19 protein-coding genes and 1 pseudogene are annotated in these 17,992 nt (G+C 54.4%); 10 read left to right on the forward strand and 10 right to left on the reverse strand.

The window, feature by feature from the left end:
* Both AB4Y96_RS03510 and AB4Y96_RS03515 read left to right on the forward strand, forming a co-directional pair.
* A pseudogene (locus AB4Y96_RS03510) lies at positions 1 to 295 on the forward strand (homoserine dehydrogenase); the annotation flags it as partial.
* A gap of 242 nt (positions 296 to 537) precedes the next feature.
* Positions 538 to 897, forward strand: a complete 360-nt coding sequence (locus AB4Y96_RS03515) for a hypothetical protein (RefSeq protein ID WP_091882930.1) — start codon at positions 538 to 540, stop codon at positions 895 to 897.
* A 15-nt stretch (positions 898 to 912) separates the two neighbouring features.
* Here the strand turns inward: AB4Y96_RS03515 and kynA are convergent, their stop codons facing one another.
* Genes kynA through AB4Y96_RS03530 form a run of 3 tightly spaced genes read right to left on the reverse strand, consistent with a single transcriptional unit; the run spans position 913 to position 3,748 of the window.
* Positions 913 to 1,752 carry a tryptophan 2,3-dioxygenase gene (kynA, locus tag AB4Y96_RS03520; RefSeq protein WP_091882934.1) on the reverse strand — a complete coding sequence of 280 codons (840 nt, stop codon included), beginning with the start codon at positions 1,750 to 1,752 and terminating at the stop codon, positions 913 to 915.
* On the reverse strand, positions 1,749 to 2,990 hold the full coding sequence (gene kynU, locus AB4Y96_RS03525) for a kynureninase (RefSeq protein ID WP_441915682.1): 1,242 nt from the start codon (positions 2,988 to 2,990) through the stop codon (positions 1,749 to 1,751). Before kynU ends, kynA begins: the two co-directional genes overlap by 4 nt.
* 14 nt (positions 2,991 to 3,004) lie before the next feature.
* On the reverse strand, positions 3,005 to 3,748 hold the full coding sequence (locus AB4Y96_RS03530; RefSeq protein WP_091882937.1) for a GntR family transcriptional regulator: 744 nt from the start codon (positions 3,746 to 3,748) through the stop codon (positions 3,005 to 3,007).
* A gap of 117 nt (positions 3,749 to 3,865) precedes the next feature.
* On the opposite strand from AB4Y96_RS03530, the gene AB4Y96_RS03535 reads away from it, so the two are divergent.
* The 4 genes from AB4Y96_RS03535 (at position 3,866) to AB4Y96_RS03550 (ending at position 7,596) form a co-directional block, all read left to right on the forward strand.
* Positions 3,866 to 4,840: an ABC transporter substrate-binding protein gene (locus AB4Y96_RS03535; RefSeq protein WP_091882940.1), complete on the forward strand. Its 975-nt coding sequence runs from the start codon at positions 3,866 to 3,868 to the stop codon at positions 4,838 to 4,840.
* Positions 4,841 to 4,950: 110 nt separating this feature from the next.
* Positions 4,951 to 5,733: an ATP-binding cassette domain-containing protein gene (locus tag AB4Y96_RS03540; protein WP_091883196.1), complete on the forward strand. Its 783-nt coding sequence runs from the start codon at positions 4,951 to 4,953 to the stop codon at positions 5,731 to 5,733.
* A gap of 5 nt (positions 5,734 to 5,738) precedes the next feature.
* Positions 5,739 to 6,659 carry an ABC transporter permease gene (locus AB4Y96_RS03545; protein WP_441915684.1) on the forward strand — a complete coding sequence of 307 codons (921 nt, stop codon included), beginning with the start codon at positions 5,739 to 5,741 and terminating at the stop codon, positions 6,657 to 6,659.
* A 112-nt stretch (positions 6,660 to 6,771) separates the two neighbouring features.
* Positions 6,772 to 7,596 carry an alpha/beta hydrolase gene (locus AB4Y96_RS03550; RefSeq protein ID WP_441915685.1) on the forward strand — a complete coding sequence of 275 codons (825 nt, stop codon included), beginning with the start codon at positions 6,772 to 6,774 and terminating at the stop codon, positions 7,594 to 7,596.
* 91 nt (positions 7,597 to 7,687) lie between these two features.
* Here AB4Y96_RS03550 and AB4Y96_RS03555 read toward each other — a convergent pair whose 3' ends face one another.
* Positions 7,688 to 7,954: a helix-turn-helix domain-containing protein gene (locus AB4Y96_RS03555; RefSeq protein ID WP_091882948.1), complete on the reverse strand. Its 267-nt coding sequence runs from the start codon at positions 7,952 to 7,954 to the stop codon at positions 7,688 to 7,690.
* A 471-nt stretch (positions 7,955 to 8,425) separates the two neighbouring features.
* On the opposite strand from AB4Y96_RS03555, the gene AB4Y96_RS03560 reads away from it, so the two are divergent.
* From AB4Y96_RS03560 to AB4Y96_RS03570, 3 genes are all read left to right on the forward strand, one after another.
* A complete protein-coding gene (locus AB4Y96_RS03560; protein WP_441915687.1) occupies positions 8,426 to 8,998 on the forward strand; it encodes a peroxidase-related enzyme in 573 nt (190 codons plus the stop codon).
* A 66-nt stretch (positions 8,999 to 9,064) separates the two neighbouring features.
* Complete coding sequence (locus AB4Y96_RS03565) at positions 9,065 to 10,027, forward strand: DUF6454 family protein (protein WP_441915689.1); 963 nt, start codon at positions 9,065 to 9,067, stop codon at positions 10,025 to 10,027.
* A gap of 458 nt (positions 10,028 to 10,485) precedes the next feature.
* The gene (locus tag AB4Y96_RS03570; RefSeq protein WP_441915690.1) at positions 10,486 to 11,118 is read left to right on the forward strand and encodes an outer membrane protein; all 633 of its coding nucleotides are present in this window, start codon (positions 10,486 to 10,488) and stop codon (positions 11,116 to 11,118) included.
* Between the two features lie 708 nt (positions 11,119 to 11,826).
* On the opposite strand, the gene AB4Y96_RS03575 is transcribed toward AB4Y96_RS03570, so the two are convergent.
* The 5 genes from AB4Y96_RS03575 to AB4Y96_RS03595 form a co-directional block, all read right to left on the reverse strand.
* On the reverse strand, positions 11,827 to 13,026 hold the full coding sequence (locus tag AB4Y96_RS03575; protein WP_441915691.1) for an ABC transporter permease: 1,200 nt from the start codon (positions 13,024 to 13,026) through the stop codon (positions 11,827 to 11,829).
* 2 nt (positions 13,027 to 13,028) lie between these two features.
* Positions 13,029 to 13,733, reverse strand: coding sequence for an ABC transporter ATP-binding protein (locus AB4Y96_RS03580; protein ID WP_091883198.1), 705 nt, complete (start codon positions 13,731 to 13,733; stop codon positions 13,029 to 13,031).
* Between the two features lie 11 nt (positions 13,734 to 13,744).
* On the reverse strand, positions 13,745 to 15,004 hold the full coding sequence (locus AB4Y96_RS03585) for an efflux RND transporter periplasmic adaptor subunit (protein ID WP_441915693.1): 1,260 nt from the start codon (positions 15,002 to 15,004) through the stop codon (positions 13,745 to 13,747).
* A 292-nt stretch (positions 15,005 to 15,296) separates the two neighbouring features.
* Positions 15,297 to 15,938, reverse strand: a complete 642-nt coding sequence (locus tag AB4Y96_RS03590) for a 3-oxoacid CoA-transferase subunit B (RefSeq protein WP_441915695.1) — start codon at positions 15,936 to 15,938, stop codon at positions 15,297 to 15,299.
* A gap of 1 nt (position 15,939) precedes the next feature.
* Positions 15,940 to 16,686 carry a CoA transferase subunit A gene (locus tag AB4Y96_RS03595; RefSeq protein WP_441915697.1) on the reverse strand — a complete coding sequence of 249 codons (747 nt, stop codon included), beginning with the start codon at positions 16,684 to 16,686 and terminating at the stop codon, positions 15,940 to 15,942.
* An 82-nt stretch (positions 16,687 to 16,768) separates the two neighbouring features.
* On the opposite strand from AB4Y96_RS03595, the gene AB4Y96_RS03600 reads away from it, so the two are divergent.
* Positions 16,769 to 17,356, forward strand: a complete 588-nt coding sequence (locus AB4Y96_RS03600; RefSeq protein WP_441915699.1) for a LuxR C-terminal-related transcriptional regulator — start codon at positions 16,769 to 16,771, stop codon at positions 17,354 to 17,356.
* Positions 17,357 to 17,371: 15 nt separating this feature from the next.
* On the opposite strand, the gene AB4Y96_RS03605 is transcribed toward AB4Y96_RS03600, so the two are convergent.
* A complete protein-coding gene (locus AB4Y96_RS03605) occupies positions 17,372 to 17,920 on the reverse strand; it encodes a cupin domain-containing protein (protein ID WP_091882971.1) in 549 nt (182 codons plus the stop codon).
* Positions 17,921 to 17,992: the final 72 nt, after the last annotated feature.

Below are 17,992 nucleotides of genomic sequence, written 5' to 3' on the forward strand. Positions count from 1 at the left end.
GGCTGATATGGTGCCGCTGTCCAAGCCCGTGGCGGAAGTCTGTGCGGTTGCCAAAAAGGACCTCAAGGTTGGCGAGAAGCTCGATGCGATCGGCGAATATTGCTACCGCGCCTGGATCATGACGGCGCAGGAGGCCCGCGATGCCAAGGCAATCCCCTGCGGCCTTCTGCAGGGCGGCACAGTGACGGCACCCATTGCCAAAGGCGAACTCATCACCAGCGCCAATGCTGCACCCATCGCAGGCTCCAAGATCGTCGAACTCAGACAGCGGCAGGACAAGCTTGTTTATGGCTGATTCGGGTCAAGCCAGATGACGCCACTATTGAGCCGTTCTGGTCCAAGATCAGGGCGGCTTTTTATTGCGAGTATGGAATAAATTCACTTTCTCTTTGCAAAACAAAGACTTGATGAAAGCGTGGGCAACAATAATCCCATGCAAATAAATCTGTATAAAACCTGCATCTCCTTGAAAAAACCGTGTCAAGCGCCAATATTAATAATTGGTTAACGACTGAGTCTTTGGTGCAGGAGAATGCAGTGCCAGCGTATCAAGTCAAATTTGCCTATCTGACCAAGTATAAACAGACACGCCATCTGTTTCATCAGCTTGTCATTGCCGACGACGAGGCAACAGCGCTCGCCGAAGGCCGCAGGTTGATGAACAAGCGGTCTCCCAATGCGCGGATTATGCATGAATCATGCGTTGTTCGTCCCGACAGTCAGGAAGTTGAAAGCGCTACAGCCAAGGGTTGGGTTCTCAACGACAACTGGTGGTCGCGGCCGATTATGCCTGATGATGATCTTGCTGCCATTGCCAAACATGGTTTTACCCACAGCAACCACATCCACGCCAAGTCGGCGATGGATTGCGTTGCCATCGACAAATACGCCGCATAAGCCCGGCGGACCGGCCTAGAGCTCGGTCCGCATGCTCCACAATTCAGGAAACAGCACGATATCCAGCATCTTGCGCAGATAATTGACGCCAGATGTGCCGCCGGTGCCTGTCTTGAAGCCAATGATGCGTTCAACCGTGGTCACATGGTTGAATCGCCATCGCCGGAAGTAGTCCTCGAAATCAACAAGCTTTTCCGCAAGTTCATAGAGCGGCCAATGGGTTTCGGGTGAGCGGTAGACTGCAAGCCAGGCATCCCGCACACTGTCATTGGCCTCATAGGGCAAAGAGCAGTCCCGTTCGAGCATAGCCTTGTCGATGGCAAAGCCCTTGCGCGCCAGCAGGCGGATCGACTGGTCGTAAATGCTGGGTGCATGCAGAATACCATCAAGCCACGCATGAATATCGGGCTTGTGTGCATGCGGACGCATCATGGCGGCGTTCTTGTTCCCCGCTAAAAATTCGATTGCACGGTACTGGAACGACTGGAAACCCGAGGACATGCCAAGCGCTTCACGAAACGTCGTATATTCGCTCGGGGTCATGGTTCTGAGCACATCCCAGGCGGAATTCAACTGATCGAGAATACGCGACACCCGGCTCAGCATCTTGAACGATGGCGCAAGATCGTCCTTCGCAAGGTGTTCGCAAACGGACATCAGCTCATGGATCACAAGCCGCATCCAGATTTCCGAGGCTTGATGCTGAACGATGAAGAGCATCTCGTCATGGGCATCGGAGAGTGGTGATTGTGCCGTGAGAATCTTGTCGAGGCGCAGATAGTCGCCATAGGACATGCGCCCATCAAACGACATTTGCGCGCCCTCGGTCTCCGGATTGTAAGGCGTGCGGCTCATGTCACGGCTCCCCTCACCTTATATTCTGGAGCATCCCATGTGCGTGTTGCGAGAATTTCCTTGAGGATACCAACGGCTTCAGACACTTCGGCAAAGCTTAGATAAAGCGGCGTGAAGCCAAAGCGGATAATGTCAGGGGCGCGGAAATCGCCGATAACACCGCGCGCAATCAGTGCCTGCATGATGGCATAGCCATTATCGCATGAATAGGAAACCTGACTGCCGCGCTGCTCGGGGTTGCGAGGCGTGACCAGTTTCAGGCCGAACTCACCGGCAAATCCTTCCACCTCCTGAATGAAGAAATCGCAAAGCGCTATGGATTTTGCCCGCAATGCGTCCATGTCGACCTCGTCCCACAGGGCAAGTGCCTCATCCATCGCCACCATGCCAAGCACCTGCGGCGTGCCACAAAGATACTGGTCGATACTGTTCGATGGCGCATAGGCCGCTTCGAATGCGAAGGGCGCACGATGCCCGAACCAGCCGGACAAGGGCTGGCGGAACCCGCCCTGATGACGCGGATTGACGTAGAGGAATGCCGGGGCGCCGGGGCCGCCATTCAGATATTTATAGCCGCAGCCAATGGCGAAATCCGCACCGGCTCCCGCCAGATCAATCGCCATGGCACCGGCCGAATGCGCCAGATCCCATATGACCAGAATGCCCTTTTCATGCGCCGCCTTGGTCATTTCGGCCATATCGTGCCGATACCCGGTGCGATAGTTGACATGGGTCAGCATCAGCACGGCCACGTCCTCATCAAGCATCACCGGAATATCAGCGGGTTTTTCTGATAACATCAGCCGGTGATCCTTTCCGATCTGCTTGGCCACGCCTTGCGCAATATAAAGATCGGTCGGGAAATTCTCCCGCTCCGAGATAATCTTGCTCCGTCCGGGATTGAGACCGAGCGCCGCAGAGAGCACCTTGAACAGATTGATGGAGGTGCTGTCAGCCGATACGACGCTCCCGTCCTGCGCACCGATCAAACGGCCAATCTTGCCGCCAACCTGTTGCGGCAGGTGAACCCAACCCGCCGTATTCCAGCTGCGGATAAGCTGCTCGCCCCACTCTTCGCTGATGGTCCTGGCAACCCGGGCCTTTACGGTCTTGGGCAAAGCGCCGAGGGAGTTGCCATCGAGGTAGATGACACCTTCAGGCAGTTCGAACCGCTCCCGGAAATGCCGCAAAGTGTCCGTTTCGTCCTGATGCGTCGCGTCGATTCGTGTCATCGTCATTGTCTCTTTGGTTTTCAGGCAGCGGTATCAAAGCCGGCAATGCCGCTGGCTTTGGCGAGTTTCACAAAGGCATCCTTGGCAAGGCGGACATGATCAAGCATCAATGCCTCAGCCTTGACCTTGTCACGGGCAAGCGCGGCTTCCATCAGGGCTGAATGCGCATCGATGCCCAAGGCTTCGCGGGAAAGATTGCCGAGCGACTTGTCGCTGTTTTCCTGCGCAGCCCGGGTCAGATGATCAATCCGCAGAATGATATGGCGGCGATAGCGATGCAGTTGCGCATGCAGTTGCTGGGCAAAATTCAAAAGCCACTTGGATGAGGCCCCCGCAATGAGTGCCATATGGAATTCCGTGTGGGCTGCATCCCAGATATCAATCGCCTCGAACTGCGAGAATGAATTGGGCACATCGCATTTCGACAGGCGGTAATGCGCGCCGACGAGAGTGGCTTCCCAGTTACGATCGCCATTCTCGATGGAACTGACGAGCAGTTGCGTTTCAATGACAGAGCGCGCTGCTTCAAGGTCCTGCAACTCCTCCAGTGTGACGATAGCCACCCGAAAGCCCTTGTTCGCCTCGGTTGTCACAAAACTTTCGGCCTGCAGACGATTCAGCGCTTCCCGCACCGGCGTCGCGCTGCTACCGAGTTCCGCGGCGAGTGCGCGCAGACGCAGGGATTGCCCCGGTTGCAAATCCCCGTTCAGGATGCGCGAGCGCAACGCTGTATAAAGGTTTTCAGACTTGATGCTTTCGGCCATTGTGTTCCCTCGGCCTTTGCCATTTTCTATTTGTATATCATTTCACGTTTGTTATATTATTTTCAAGCCTGAGGAGGCGAGGCCAATAAAAAGCCAACAAAAAGTGGAGAACAATAAATGATCGGTGCAAAATACGTCGTGCGGACAGCGCTTGCTGCAGCACTGGGAATGACGCTTGGGCTGAGCGCAGCCTATGCAGAGACAAAAATCGGCATTGCGCAGTTCGGCAAGCATCCGCAGCTCGATGAAACCGTCACGGCATTCAAGGCTGAACTGGTCAAGCTCGGCATCGCCGATGCGGTTTTCGATGAGTTGCAGGTCAATTTCGACGCAACACTCATCCCGCAGATGGTCACCAAGCTGACCTCGGCCAATCCAAAACTGATTCTTGCCGTCACCACGCCAGTGGCGCAGGGCGCGCGCCAGATCGTCGGCAACACCGGCACCCCGGTTGTTTTCGCTGCTGTGACTGACCCTGTCGTTGCCAAGCTCACCCCTTCCTGGGAAGCGGGCGACAAGAACATGACCGGCGCATCCGATTTGCAGGATGTGGATTCGGTCGTCAAGTTCATCAAAAAGCTGCTGCCTGATGCAAAGCGCCTCGCTTATCTCTACAATCCCGGCGAAGACAATGACGTTGCCGTTTTGAAGCTGATCAAGACAGCTGCCGCCGCACAGGGCCTGCAGGTTGTCGAAGTCGGCCTTGATAACACCAACGACATTCCGATCCGTGTCAGCTCGCTCGCAGGCAAGGCCGACGTCATTTACGTGCCGGCATCAAACCTCGTACAGCCAGCTGTTCCTGCTGTTGCCGCTGCAGCGCTCAACATCAACATCCCCATCGTCAACGCATCGGCGCAGGCTGTGCGTGATGGCCTTGTCGCTGCAGCGTTTGAAGTGTCCTATACCAAGGTCGGACAGAACGCCGCCAAGCTTGCATCCGAGATCATTGCCGGAAAGTCACCTGCCAGCCTCGCACCGATCAAGCCGTCCTATGAGGATCATACGGCGCTGATCAACGAGAAGGTTTTGGCAAAAACCGGACAAAAAGTTCCGGATACTTTCAAAGATTGCGGCTGTTTCGTCAAATAAGCCTTCTCCTATCGTCTGCAAACATATAGTTCCTGCGCCATAAAAGGCGCAGGAACTTTTGACACGGAGCAATAAGCTTCGGTTTGAGGGGCTCAAACATGACTACCGACATGCTTGCCGTCACAGGCGGCACAAAGATTTTTTATCGCGGCACACCGGATGAACGCCGGGCGCTTGATGGGTTGAACATCGCGCTCAAACCTGCCGATTTCTGCATTGTCATCGGCAGCAACGGCGCCGGAAAGTCCAGTTTCCTCAATGCGGTCTCCGGTAAGCTGCCGCTCGATTCCGGGCGCATCAAGATTGACGGCCTGGATGTTACCAAGCTGAACGCCCACAGGCGCGCCCAGTTCATCGCCCGCGTCTTTCAGGACCCGATGATCGGCACCGCGCCCACCATGACGATTGGCGAGAACATGCTTCTGGCGGAACTGCGCGGCAAACCGCGCGGGTTCTCCTACGGATTGACGGCGAACCGCCGGGCAAAATATCGCGAGCAGTTGTCGGAACTCAATCTTGGTCTTGAAAACCGGCTGGATATGCCGGTTGGGCTCCTGTCCGGCGGCCAGCGCCAGTCATTGTCACTGGTGATGGCGGTTTCGACACGCCCGAAACTTCTGTTGCTTGATGAGCATACGGCGGCGCTTGACCCGCGCACGGCCAAACTGGTTATGGATACGACAGTGCGGGCCGTCGAGGAATTGCACCTCACCACGCTGATGGTGACGCACAATATGGATCATGCGATCAAATACGGAAACAAGATCGTCATGATGGACGCAGGCAAGGTGTTGCTTGAAATCGGACCGGAAGAAAAGCGCGGCATCACGGTGCCTGATCTTATTGACCGGTTTCACACCAAGTCCGACGCCATCGCGTTGCAGGGGAGTTGAGTACTATGGATATTCTTGGCACCCTCACCAGCTTCTACGCCCTCATTCCTGTTACCATCGCCCAGAGCCTCATCGTTGCCTTCGTGGTGCTTGGTGTCATGCTGCCATTTCGCATCCTGAATTTTCCCGACCTGACATCGGAAGGCGCCTTTCCGCTGGGCGGGTGCGTTTGCGGCACGCTCATTACCATGGGGGTTAACCCATTCCTTGCCTGCGGCGTCGCGTTGATCTGCGGCTTTCTCGCGGGCTGTACGACCGCGTTCATCCATCTGCGCTTCAAGATCAACACATTGCTGGCCGGTATTCTTGTGATGACGATGCTCTACAGCATCAATCTGCGCATCATGGGCCGCACCAATATCCCGCTTTTCACCTATGACACGGTCTTCACCATTCTGGCAGGATCATCGGCCAATGTTTCCTGGGTCAAAATTCTGATCGTCGGTGCTTTGATTGCGCTGGTCGTCGGCGCCATGCTGTATTTCTTCATGTCAGAGAAAGGCACGTCTATGCGCGCGGTTGGAGCAAGCCCTGACATGGCCGAGGCACAGGGTATCAATGTCGGCATCGCCACCATATTGGGCGTTGGTGCAGCAAGCGCGCTTTCAGCGACCGGCGGCAGCATCATGGTGCAGACTCAAGGCTTTGTGGACGTCAATATGGGTTTTGGCATCCTGATCAATGGCCTTGCAGCTCTGATCATCGGTGAGGCTGTCACCGGGCGGCAATCGATCCTGCGTCAGGTGATGGCACCGGTGGTTGGCTCGATTGTCTATTATCAGCTGATTTCCTTCTGTCTGACACTCGGATTGGCGCCTGCTGATCTGAAGTTTGCCACGGGTGCATTCGTTCTGCTCATGCTGGCTCTGCCAAACCTGCGCAAATCCGGCGGAGGCACGCAAATTCGCGAAAAGGTGCGGGAATAACAGGCCCGCATTTGTCGGGACGGAGATTTTGATCCGCGCCCGGCCTCTGCTAATCTGGAGCAAACAGGCTTGATCCGCGCGACGGCCGGATTGGAGGGGGACTGTTACGGATATGACGAAGAAATTCGACTGGGATGCTGCTTACTCCAATGGCGCCTATATTCCGGGTGGAAATGACTTCCCGCCCCGATGGAAGAGCMTGGCCGCCGAATTTCGAGCGGAAATAGCTGCCGCTGGCCGCCTGCGGGCGGATATCAGCTACGGCCCGCATGAGCGCAACACTCTCGATCTCTTCATGCCGCGCGGTGAAGTCCAAGGCCTCGTCGTGTTCGTGCATGGTGGCTACTGGATGAGTTTCGACAAATCGACCTGGTCACATCTGGCAAAGGGCCCGCTCGCACACGGATTTGCCGTGGCCATCCCGTCCTATGTGCTTTGTCCGCAGGCGCGTATCAGTGAGATTACCGTGCAGATCGCCACTGCCATCACCCACGCCGCTGCGGAGGTTCCGGGGCCTGTTCATTTAACGGGACATTCGGCGGGCGGGCATCTGGTGGCGCGCATGGCGTGTTTCACCTCGCCGCTCAGCCAGCCGATTCGCCACCGCATCCGCAAGACGGTGGCTATATCTACCCTTGGCGATTTGCGCCCTCTGATGAAGACCCGGATGAATGAAACGTTTCATCTCGACGCTGTGGAAGCGCGCCTTGAAAGCCCTTCCCTGCTTGAGCCGCAGGAAGGCGTTGACATCACGGCATGGGTTGGTGGTGCAGAACGGCCGGAGTTCATCCGGCAGAGCACCTTGCTGGCCAATATCTGGTCAGGCTTCGAGTGTGATGTGAATGCCGTGGTGGAGCCGGAGAAGCACCATTTTAACGTGATCGACGGCCTTGCCGATGCGGATCATGCGCTGACACGCACGCTGCTCTGCCTGTAAAATTCAGTAGATACGAATCAAAAGACTGCCAGAGTTGGGATATAGCTCTGGCAGTCTTTTGTGATTTTTTGATTTAAATAAATCAATTATCTCATGCACTTAGACGCTTTGAAACTTCAGGCGTCATAGCATTTGCCGGCAGCCCGAGGGCATGGGCAATGCGTTCCAATTTAGTCGGGTCGGAATTCTGACCGCTTTCAATTGTATCAATTTCGAGGGTCGTAAGACCGCACGCAACGGCCAGATCCTCTACGGAATATCCGAATTGCTCGCGGAACGCCCTAACAATGTTTGTACCATTGGCTATCGCCGTGGAAATGGCTTCTGGCAATGAATAGTCGCCGACGGTTGTGCTCATCGCTTTGCTCCTAACGTGAATGGTTGGTTAACAAATCGGAAGGCAGAACTTATACGTCCATCCTGCTGGATCAAGCCTTTTATCTGCAATCACATAAAACGTGATCGTAAAGCTGCGTCCGAACATGCCTTATTTAGGCACCAGATCTCTGTACAATACTGTAATTCTCGGAATGTTAACTCGACCAATTCCTAAAGAATATCAGTGGATTGTTACGCCACTGTGTCAGATATGACAGGGTATATATAGGAGCGATGAGACGAAAATGAACCATCACACCTTGAAATATTTCAGACCGGCATTTTTGCCTCTTATTGTAACAATTCCCCTGCTGACAGGATGTGCCGGCGGTGTCTACTATGACACATTCCGGTATGATGCGGCCTGCACCGACTCGGATGCACGCCATCCGGACAGGGGCCCGGTTTGCGAGGTAAGGAAGACGCGTTAAGCCCTGGAGAGGCCACAACGATGTCAACCCCATCCATCAGCCGTTTCCCGATACCCTCCGTTACTGAACTGCCGCAGGACATCGCCGACCGGATACTCGCCGTACAGGAGAAGTCCGGTTTCGTACCGAATGTCTTTTTGGTGCTCGCACATCGTCCGGACGAGTTTCGCGCCTTTTTCGCCTATCATGATGCCCTTATGGACAAGCCCGGCGGCCTGACAAAGGCCGAAAGGGAAATGATCGTGGTGGCGACGAGCGCCGCCAACCAGTGCCAATACTGCGTCATTGCCCATGGCGCGATCCTGCGTATCCGCGCCAAGAACCCACTGATCGCCGACCAGATCGCAACCAACTACCGCAAAGCCGATATTACGCCCAAGCAAAGAGCGATGTTGGATTTTGCCATGAAGGTCTCCGTGGAAGCCTACAAGGTCGAGAGCGCCGATTACGAGCAGTTGAAAGCACACGGGTTTTCTCAGGACGATATGTGGGACATTGCGGCAATCTCCGCTTTCTTTGCCATGTCGAATCGCCTCGCCAATGCAACAGACATGCGCCCCAACGACGAGTTTTATGTGATGGGTCGGGGATAGGTGCTTCACGCCCCTGTCATCGTGACACGCTAGGCCTGAAGCACAATCTTGCCGGAGGATGACATCATGTCTGCATTGCGAAACACACTTGCCATAGCAATCACCATATTCACGGTGATTGCCGGTTCATCCGCAAACGCTGAAATCATTCAATCTGGACGTACGATCAGCGAGCGTCTCAAGACATTCGACAGGAATACCGTCTGGAAGCCGGTTGAGCAGATCACCTTGAATTTCCCGACCTTCCATCCACAGGGAATGGTAAAAATCGGTGATGTCTTCTACATAACCTCCGTCGAAATCACCAAACCCACGACCAAATATGACCAACCGCGCGACGGCTATGACCGGGATACGGGTGAAGGCAAGGGGCATCTGTTCAAAGTGGATGCCAAGGGCAATCTGCTTGAGGACCTCGCATTGGGTGAAGGATCGATCTATCACCCCGGTGGGATCGACTTTGATGGTACCTCGATCTTTGTTCCCGTCGCGGAATACCGGCCGAACAGCGCCGCCATTATCTATAAAGTCGATCCGAAGACCATGAAACCGCAGGAAGTGTTCCGTTACAAGGATCACCTCGGCGGGGTTATTCACGACACCGAGAACAAGACGCTCAATGCGGTCAGTTGGGGATCACGGCGCTTCTATGCGTTCCAACTGGACAGCGCAGGCAATGTCACCAACGCTGATGTGGAGCGGACAAAGCTGGCCAAGCTCAATCCCTCGCACTACATCGATTATCAGGACTGCAAATATCTCGGCGCAAGCGAAATGCTGTGCGGCGGGCTGACTGCGTACCAGACGAAGAAGGACGGTCCCAAATTTTCGCTGGGCGGGCTTGAGATCGTCAACCTTGCCTCCAATCAGCCTGTCTATCAGGTTCCCGTACAACTCTGGACGGAAGCAGGGCTGCCCATGACCCAGAACCCCTTCTGGATCGAACCCGCAGACAAAGGGCTGAAAGCCTACTTCATGCCCGAAGATGACAAGTCCACGATCTATATTTATGAAGCGCAGAGCAAGTAACGGCTCGCCTTCTCCCAATTTGCGTGATCTGTCACCCGCGACTAAGACCATGCAAGGCAAGGACGCGAGTGGTGGCACCTGCTTCGGCATGCCAGTCCCACAGTGAAGCTAGACTAATCAAATTCCTTAAAAATCCGTAAACAAAAATACTATAAATTATTGAAATATATAATAAAATCCCTAAATTTCCAGATTTATGCAATGTGGGGGCAATCTTCGACTGCAAAATAAACCATGTCTTCCGGCGCTATAGATTTCGCAGGAAGTGGGGTGGTCGATTGCAAGGGTTTTGCGTCAGTTTCGGTGGCCAGCTCATAGATCAGGCGATCATCGCGCCGGAAGACATCTGTATCAGAGCGTGATCAGCCCAAGTGTATCAGGCTCTCGGGAGTTGAACCGCGCAACATGTCGCCGGACAGTTCGGTGGATCATGCGCTTGTATGTTTGGAGTAATGCGAATGTCCTCTCAAAGAAAGACTGTCTTGCTGGCTGGCGTGTTTGCGCTGCTGGCTTTTACAACCGGTACGGCGATGGCAGCCGATTATTACAATCCGGCCCCTGTCTACAACGATCCACCCGCGTTCGATTGGAGCGGCGCTTACATCGGTGCCCATGGTGGTACGGCCTTCACCAAGATGCCCAACCCTTTTGCTGATAGAAACGGCTGGAGCGGTGGTATCCAGGGCGGCTACAACGTCCAGATGGGCCCGGCTGTTCTCGGTGCTGAACTTGAAGGTTCCTATCTCGGTGGCGCTGAACACAAGGTGCGCGGTGGCAAGATAGAAGAAAAATGGCGCGCTGCGGCAAAGGCCAAGGCCGGTCTGACATTCAATCAGACACTCGTTTTTGGTACCGCCGGTGTGGCCCTGACCAAATTCGACGCCGGTGACAAGGTGCGCGACACCAGCAGCTGGAAGACCGGTTACCTCGTGGGCGGCGGTGTCGAGCAGGCATTCGCCGGCGGCCTCTCAGCCAAGATTGAATACAACTACATCCACACACCCAATGTGAAGGCGACCACGGCTCTTGGCCGTAGCGAAACCGACATTGGAAGCCATGAACTCAAGGCCGGTCTTAACTACCGGTTCTAGCAATAAAGCACGATCCCGGCAGACACATTGCCGGGGTCGTGCCCGGACTACACTGCGCGAGAATGTGGATACTAGTCCCGTTCACATGCTTGCGGTGTAGAAGTGCCTATCCGTGATGGGCGCTGTTCGGAGAGAAAATGGTTTGCAGCGCCGGCGGCGATCCCGCCCATCAGTCTCTGCCCGCCCTAAAGACTGTTTTCTCTCCGTTCGCACTTGGGCTAAGGCCGTGCAGACCGGCTATTTCCCCCACGATGTCAGAAAGATTAGACGGAGTGGATCGCTCAGATATCGCATCACATTGATGCTAATTTTTGCTGGAATATTTGTCAGTAAAATTTTCTATTGTTAATGTATTTATGTATAAATTTATACTTCAGTATAAGCAACTTTAAATATATATACACCCGGATGCTCTTTAATGAGCATCCGGGTGAAATATCTTAGATAGGCAAACTACCGAGTAAACCTGCAATGAGGTTAACGACAGCTTCAAGAAGGTGCTTAAGAAGATCTCCGAACATCTGAATGTCCTCCCGGTTAAGTAAGTCAGCGCTATCATTATTATCAGACGTGCAATTGTTTACTAATAAATTGTTATCATTCGTCTTTACTATTAAATTTGAACCACTTTGTTTTAACCGTATGTTTTTGGCTGTATTTGATCACCTTATTTTAGTTAAATATTTAGGTCATCATCACTTTAATTGATTATTCATAGCGCAGGGCATCGATCGGGTTCATCCGTGCAGCGCGACGTGCCGGGAAATAACCAAAAATCACACCGATCAGGGCCGAGAAGCCAAATGCGATCAGGACAATGGACGGGTCAACCACGAATGGTACGCTCATCAGGCTGACCGCTGTATAGGCGAGCACCAGACCGATGATCATGCCGATCAGACCGCCAATCAGGCACAGGACGATAGCCTCCACCAGAAATTGGGTCAGAACCTGCCGTTCCGTCGCACCAATGGCGAGGCGCACACCGATTTCGCGCGTTCGCTCCGTCACCGAAACCAGCATGATGTTCATAATGCCGATACCGCCGACAAGCAGGCTGACCGCCGCAATAGAAGAAAGGAGTCCAGTCAGAATAACCGTCGTCATGGAAACAATTCCAAGTATCTGACTGAGATCAGTGACTTCAAAGTCCCGGTCACCCGTTTCACGGATCTTGCGCCGCTCTTTGAACAGGTCCTCAAGTGCGGTCTTGACCGGGCCCGTCGCGCCATCCTTGGCCGAAACGGTGATCAACGACACATCGGTTGAACCGGCAATCCGGCGCTGGAACATGCGGAAAGGGATAAGAACCATGTTGTCCTGATCCTGCCCGTCAATGGCTTTGCCCTTGGAAACCAGCGTGCCTATGACCTCGCAGGAAATGCGGTTGACGCGAATACGGTCCCCATCCGGAATAGTATCTCCGAACAGGACCTTTCGCACCGTTCCACCGATAATACAGACGGATCGACCGCTGCGCTCTTCTGATTCCAGAAAGTTGCGTCCAGATGCCAGCTGCCAGTTCATCGTGGTGAAAAAGTCATTGGTTGAGCCAATAACCGATACAGTCCGGCTATTGCCCTCCCGGATGGCTGTGCCGGACACCTGACCGAAGGGGGCGACGGCCGCAATGCCTGGAATCTGATCGCGGATCGCGTCAACATCCCTGACATCAAAGGTGCGTGGTGCAAGGGTTGAACGCCGCTCCGGGTTGCCGGGCGACACAAAAAGCAGGTTGGTACCAAGCTTTGAAATTTCACCCGTGACCCGCTGCCGCGTGCCATTGCCGACGGTGACCATGGCAATTACCGCACCAACGCCAATGACTATGCCCAGCATCGTCAGGAACGAACGCATCATATTGCGTGACATGGAATGCAGTGCCAGCCGGAACGCTTCGATCAGCATTGTTATAAATCCTGTCTGCGTTCATCGCTCTGGATGTGACCATCGACAAAGCGGATTATACGCCGGGCATAGGCAGCAATATCGGGTTCATGGGTGACCATGATGACAGTGATGCCATTATTCCTGTTGAAACCGGAGATAACGTCCATGATCTCGGCACTGGTTTTCGTATCGAGATTGCCGGTGGGTTCATCGGCGAGCAGCACCTGCGGATTGGTGACAATGGCGCGCGCTATGGCCACACGCTGCTGCTGGCCACCTGACAGTTCAGAAGGCACATGACTGGCACGGGTTGCCAGACCCACCTGCCGCAGAGCCTCCAAAGCCCGCTCCCGACGCTCCGCGCGGCCCATGCCACGATAGATCAGCGGCAGTTCGACATTCTCAACCGCAGATGTACGGCGCAGAAGGTTGAAGCCCTGAAAGACAAAGCCCAGCAGTTCCCGCCGTAGCGTTGTCTGCTGATGCCGGTCAAGTTGGTCGATGCCAGTGCCACCAAACAGATATTGCCCGGTGCTTGGCCGATCAAGGCAGCCAATCAGGTTCATGGCTGTGGACTTACCGGAGCCCGATGGCCCCATGATCGCAACGAAATCACCCCGCTCAATAGCAAAGTCAACGCCCGCCAGCGCATGAACGGCCGCCTCACCTTCTCCGTAACTCTTGGTGACTCCACGGAACTCGATCAATGGTACCGGTTTTTGCATGGGCTGAGCGGTCATTTTGGCGGCGTGCTTGCAGCCACGATCACCTGATCGCCCGCTTTGATCTCACCGGAAAGAACGATTGTGTTGCGCCCGTCTGTCGCGCCGGTGCGCAGTTCAAGCTTCTCTGGCTTGCCACCACGCAGCACCCAGACATTCCGCTGTGCCCCGGCATCCTTCTTGACTGTATCAGGTATAGCTGGTGTCTGATCAGCAGGATTGGCTGCCTCAACCTTTACCGGTTCATTGGGCGGTGTAAACCGCAATGCCGCATTGGGGACAAGCAACGCATCCTTGACTTCCTTGACATTAATGTAAGCCGTGGCGGTCATACCCGGACGCAAGGCAAGGTCTTCATTGTCAACGGCCAGCATGGCTTTGTAAGTGACAACATTCGAGACTGTTTCGGGTTGAAAACGGATATTGACGATTTTTGCCGGGAAAGTGCGGTCCGGATAGGCATCCACATTGAAGGTCGCGTCCTGTTCCGGCTTGACGAGACCGACATCAGCCTCATCAACATTGACCTGCAACTCCATCCTTTTCAGATTGCCGGCGAGCTTGAACAAAACAGGCGCCTGAAAAGCAGCGGCAACCGTCGCACCCGGATCAACCGAACGGCTCAGCACGACACCATCAATCGGCGATATGATCTTGGACTTGCGCAAGGAGGTTTCGTTGACCTGCAGTTCCGCTTCCGAAACGGCCACCTCGGCATTCGCCACATCAAGCGCGGCAACGGCTGAGTCATATTCCGACTTGGCAACGTCAAGCTCGCGCACGGATGAAACCCTGCTGTCCTGCAGGGCCGTCATGCGTTCAAACGCATTCTTTTTGGCCGCGAGTGTTGCCTGTGCCTGCACAACACGGGCACGCGATGCCAGAAGCTTTGATTTCGAGCTCTCGATATTGGTGTTGATCGTGTCAATATCGAGCGTTGCCAGCACATCGCCCTGGCCGACGAAACTATTGTAATCGACCAGCACCGTGCGAACCGTGCCGGAAAGCTCACTGGACACATCCACCTGTTCGGTCGGCTGCACAGTTCCCGTTGCCGATACGGTGATGGAAAGCGTGCCCTTGGTCAGCGGCTTCTCGGTATAGTTATATTGCGTGCCACGAGAATACCACGACATGGCTGCCAGAATCGCGACAACGATAAGCCCACCGCCCCACAGGAAGGGGTGTCTGCGAAAAACATTCCGCTTGCTCCTGTTGTCGACAATGGAAGCCAGTGTTTTGCTCAGGTCCGGTTGGTTTATCGAAGAGTCCACGCTGTTACGCCATTCGCTTTATCGGTTGCATGATGCGCCAAAGCGCTTTGAGTGACATAAGCCCATAAAAATCAGACTTCAATGCGATAGACCCTTTCGCTACCGACCGCTTAATATAGGCGAACGGGTATAATTCAATCCAGTGCCCGATCATTGCAGGAGGAGATTGCGTCAGCATTGCAGACGAAATGCCAGTAAAACGGGCGGAAATAAGGATGTGAGCTTCAAAACGAGAAAAACCGGCGGAGGATTATCCTCTACCGGTTTCCATTAGGCATAATGCAAAATTATATTACAGGGCAACGTCAAAAGTCGCTTGTGTCTTGGCTTTGATTTCTTCCACCGTAACACCGGGCGCAATCTCGATCAGCGTCATCTTCGCCGCGCCGCGCCGCTCGATTGTGAAAACACCGAGATCAGTAATGACGAGATCGGTGACACGCTGTCCGGTAAGTGGCAACGTACATTCCTCGAGAAGCTTGGCCTCACCCTTGGCCTCGTGTTCCATGACGACGACAACCTTCTTCACGCCGGCCACCAGATCCATGGCACCGCCCATGCCCTTGACCATCTTGCCGGGAACCATCCAGTTGGCCAGATCGCCATTGCGGGCAACCTGCATGGCACCGAGGATCGATAGATCAATATGGCCGCCGCGGATCATGCCGAAACTATCGGCACCGGAAAAGTAGCTCGTTGTCGGCAGCTCCGTAATTGTCTGCTTACCGGCATTGATAAGGTCGGCATCTTCTTCGCCCTCATAGGGGAAAGGTCCCATGCCCAGCATGCCGTTCTCGCTCTGCAGCTGAACGCTCATGCCTGTCGGAATAAAATTGGCAACAAGCGTCGGAATACCGATGCCCAGATTGACATAAAAACCGTCCTGCAATTCCTTTGCGGCCCGTTCGGCCATCTGATCACGTGTCCAGGCCATCTCAGTTCACCCCACTTGCAGCGACAAGACGCGGACGGGTCGTCCGTTGTTCAATATGTTTGACGGGATTGGGCACATGCACGATGCGTTTGACGAAAATGCCGGGTGTATGGACATGGTCGCCATCGATCTTGCCCGCATCCACCAGATTTTCAACTTCGGCAACCGTGACCTTGGCGGCTGTGGCCATGATCGGGTTAAAGTTGCGTGCAGTCTTGCGATAGACAAGATTGCCTTCCGTATCGCCCTTGAAGGCGTGAACGATGGAAAGATCGGCAAACAGGCCGCGCTCCATCACATAGGATTCGCCGTCAAACTCGCGCACATCCTTGCCGTCGGCAATAATGGTGCCAACGCCGGTCTTGGTGAAGAATGCCGGAATGCCCGCGCCACCGGCACGAATGCGCTCGGCAAGCGTGCCCTGCGGGTTGAATTCCAGCTCCAGCTCACCCGACAGATATTGCTGGGCAAACAGTTTGTTCTCACCCACATAGGACGAGATCATCTTGCGGATCTGCTTGGTTTCCAAGAGAACGCCAAGGCCGATGCCGTCAACGCCTGCATTGTTGGAAATGACAGTCAGGTCCTTCACACCGGAATCCCGGATTGCGTAGATCAGGGCTTCGGGAATACCGCAGAGGCCAAAGCCTCCGGCCATAATGGTCATGCCGTCAAACAGCACGCCATCAAGCGCATCGCTTACATCTGAACGAACTTTTTTCAAGAACACTCTCCCATTGTTCTCCATCCTCTGCGGCAGGTTTTGCAGGCTGCCGTTGCCGCAACGGTATGGCTTGTCTTGGTGGCACAGGTAGTCGTATTAATACTGCATGACCGCAGCCGAGTTTCCTATCTCCGACATTGCCGTTTCAGGAAGCGCAAAACGCTTCATCCTGACTGACATGCCGGTACCGATGGTCTATGCGACGCACCGTATCATACGCGATTGCAATTTCGAATTCGCCGAGACCTTCGGCTATGAACGCGGCGAATTGATCGACCAGAGCTTTAGCCGTCTCTATCCGAAAATTACGGACTTTGTTCGTACCGGAGAAATGTGGCGAACAAATTTCGCTGGCGGGCGTGTCTATTATGACGAACGGGTGATGCGGCGGCGTGACGGGGCGAGTTTCTGGTGCCGGGTACGCGGGCGCAGCGGCAATCATGCCGATCCCTTCGCCGAAGCGCTTTATTGCTTTGAGCCGATGAACCGTACTGTGGCTGGTAATACCAGCTTGATCTCGGACAGGCAGAGACAGGTGCTCACCCTTGTCTCACAGGGCAAGACCAATGCGCAGATCGCCCATGAAATTGGCCTGTCAAAACGAACCATAGAAGCGCACCGCGCCCGCATCATGCGTGCCTTCGGGCTTCACAATAGTGCCGAACTCATTGCCTGGTTTTCGTCGCTGCGATAATCTCCTTCACCCTGATCAAAACGTCGGCGGCGTACAGGCGCTGACGACTTCGCAAGGATTTGGACCGACACAACGAAATCGGTGCGGCTGGCGGCTCTCGAAATAATAGGCGTCGCCGGGCCCGAGAATGCGCCGCTGATCGTCGACTGTGACCTCAATTCTGCCGCTGATGACAACACCACCTTCCTCGCCCTCATGCACAAGCATGACCCGTCCGGTATCACCGCCGGGTTCATAGCGTTCTTTGAGGATTTGCAACGCCCTGCCAAACAGGTTTTCGCCAATCTGGAGATAAGAGATATTGCCCTTACCGATCTCCACCAGTTCACCCGCCTCGTAGAACACTTTTTGCTTGAGATCAGGCTCGATAGCAAAGAACTCGGAAAGACCGATTGGAATGCCATCGAGAATACGCTTAAGCGCTCCAACCGACGGATTGGTCTGATTGGACTCGATCAGCGAAATCGTGGAATTGGTCACACCGGCCCGCTTGGCAAGTTCACGCTGCGACAGATTGTGTCTTTGCCTGAGATAACGGAGCCGCCCGCCCAGATCAATTTGCATATCCTGCCTCATCAGCTGTTCTACATGTTTGATATAGCGAATTTATGAAATAAGATATCAGTAAAATCAATA

It is taken from the genome of Phyllobacterium sp. TAF24 (assembly GCF_052113785.1).
Lineage (GTDB): Bacteria > Pseudomonadota > Alphaproteobacteria > Rhizobiales > Rhizobiaceae > Phyllobacterium.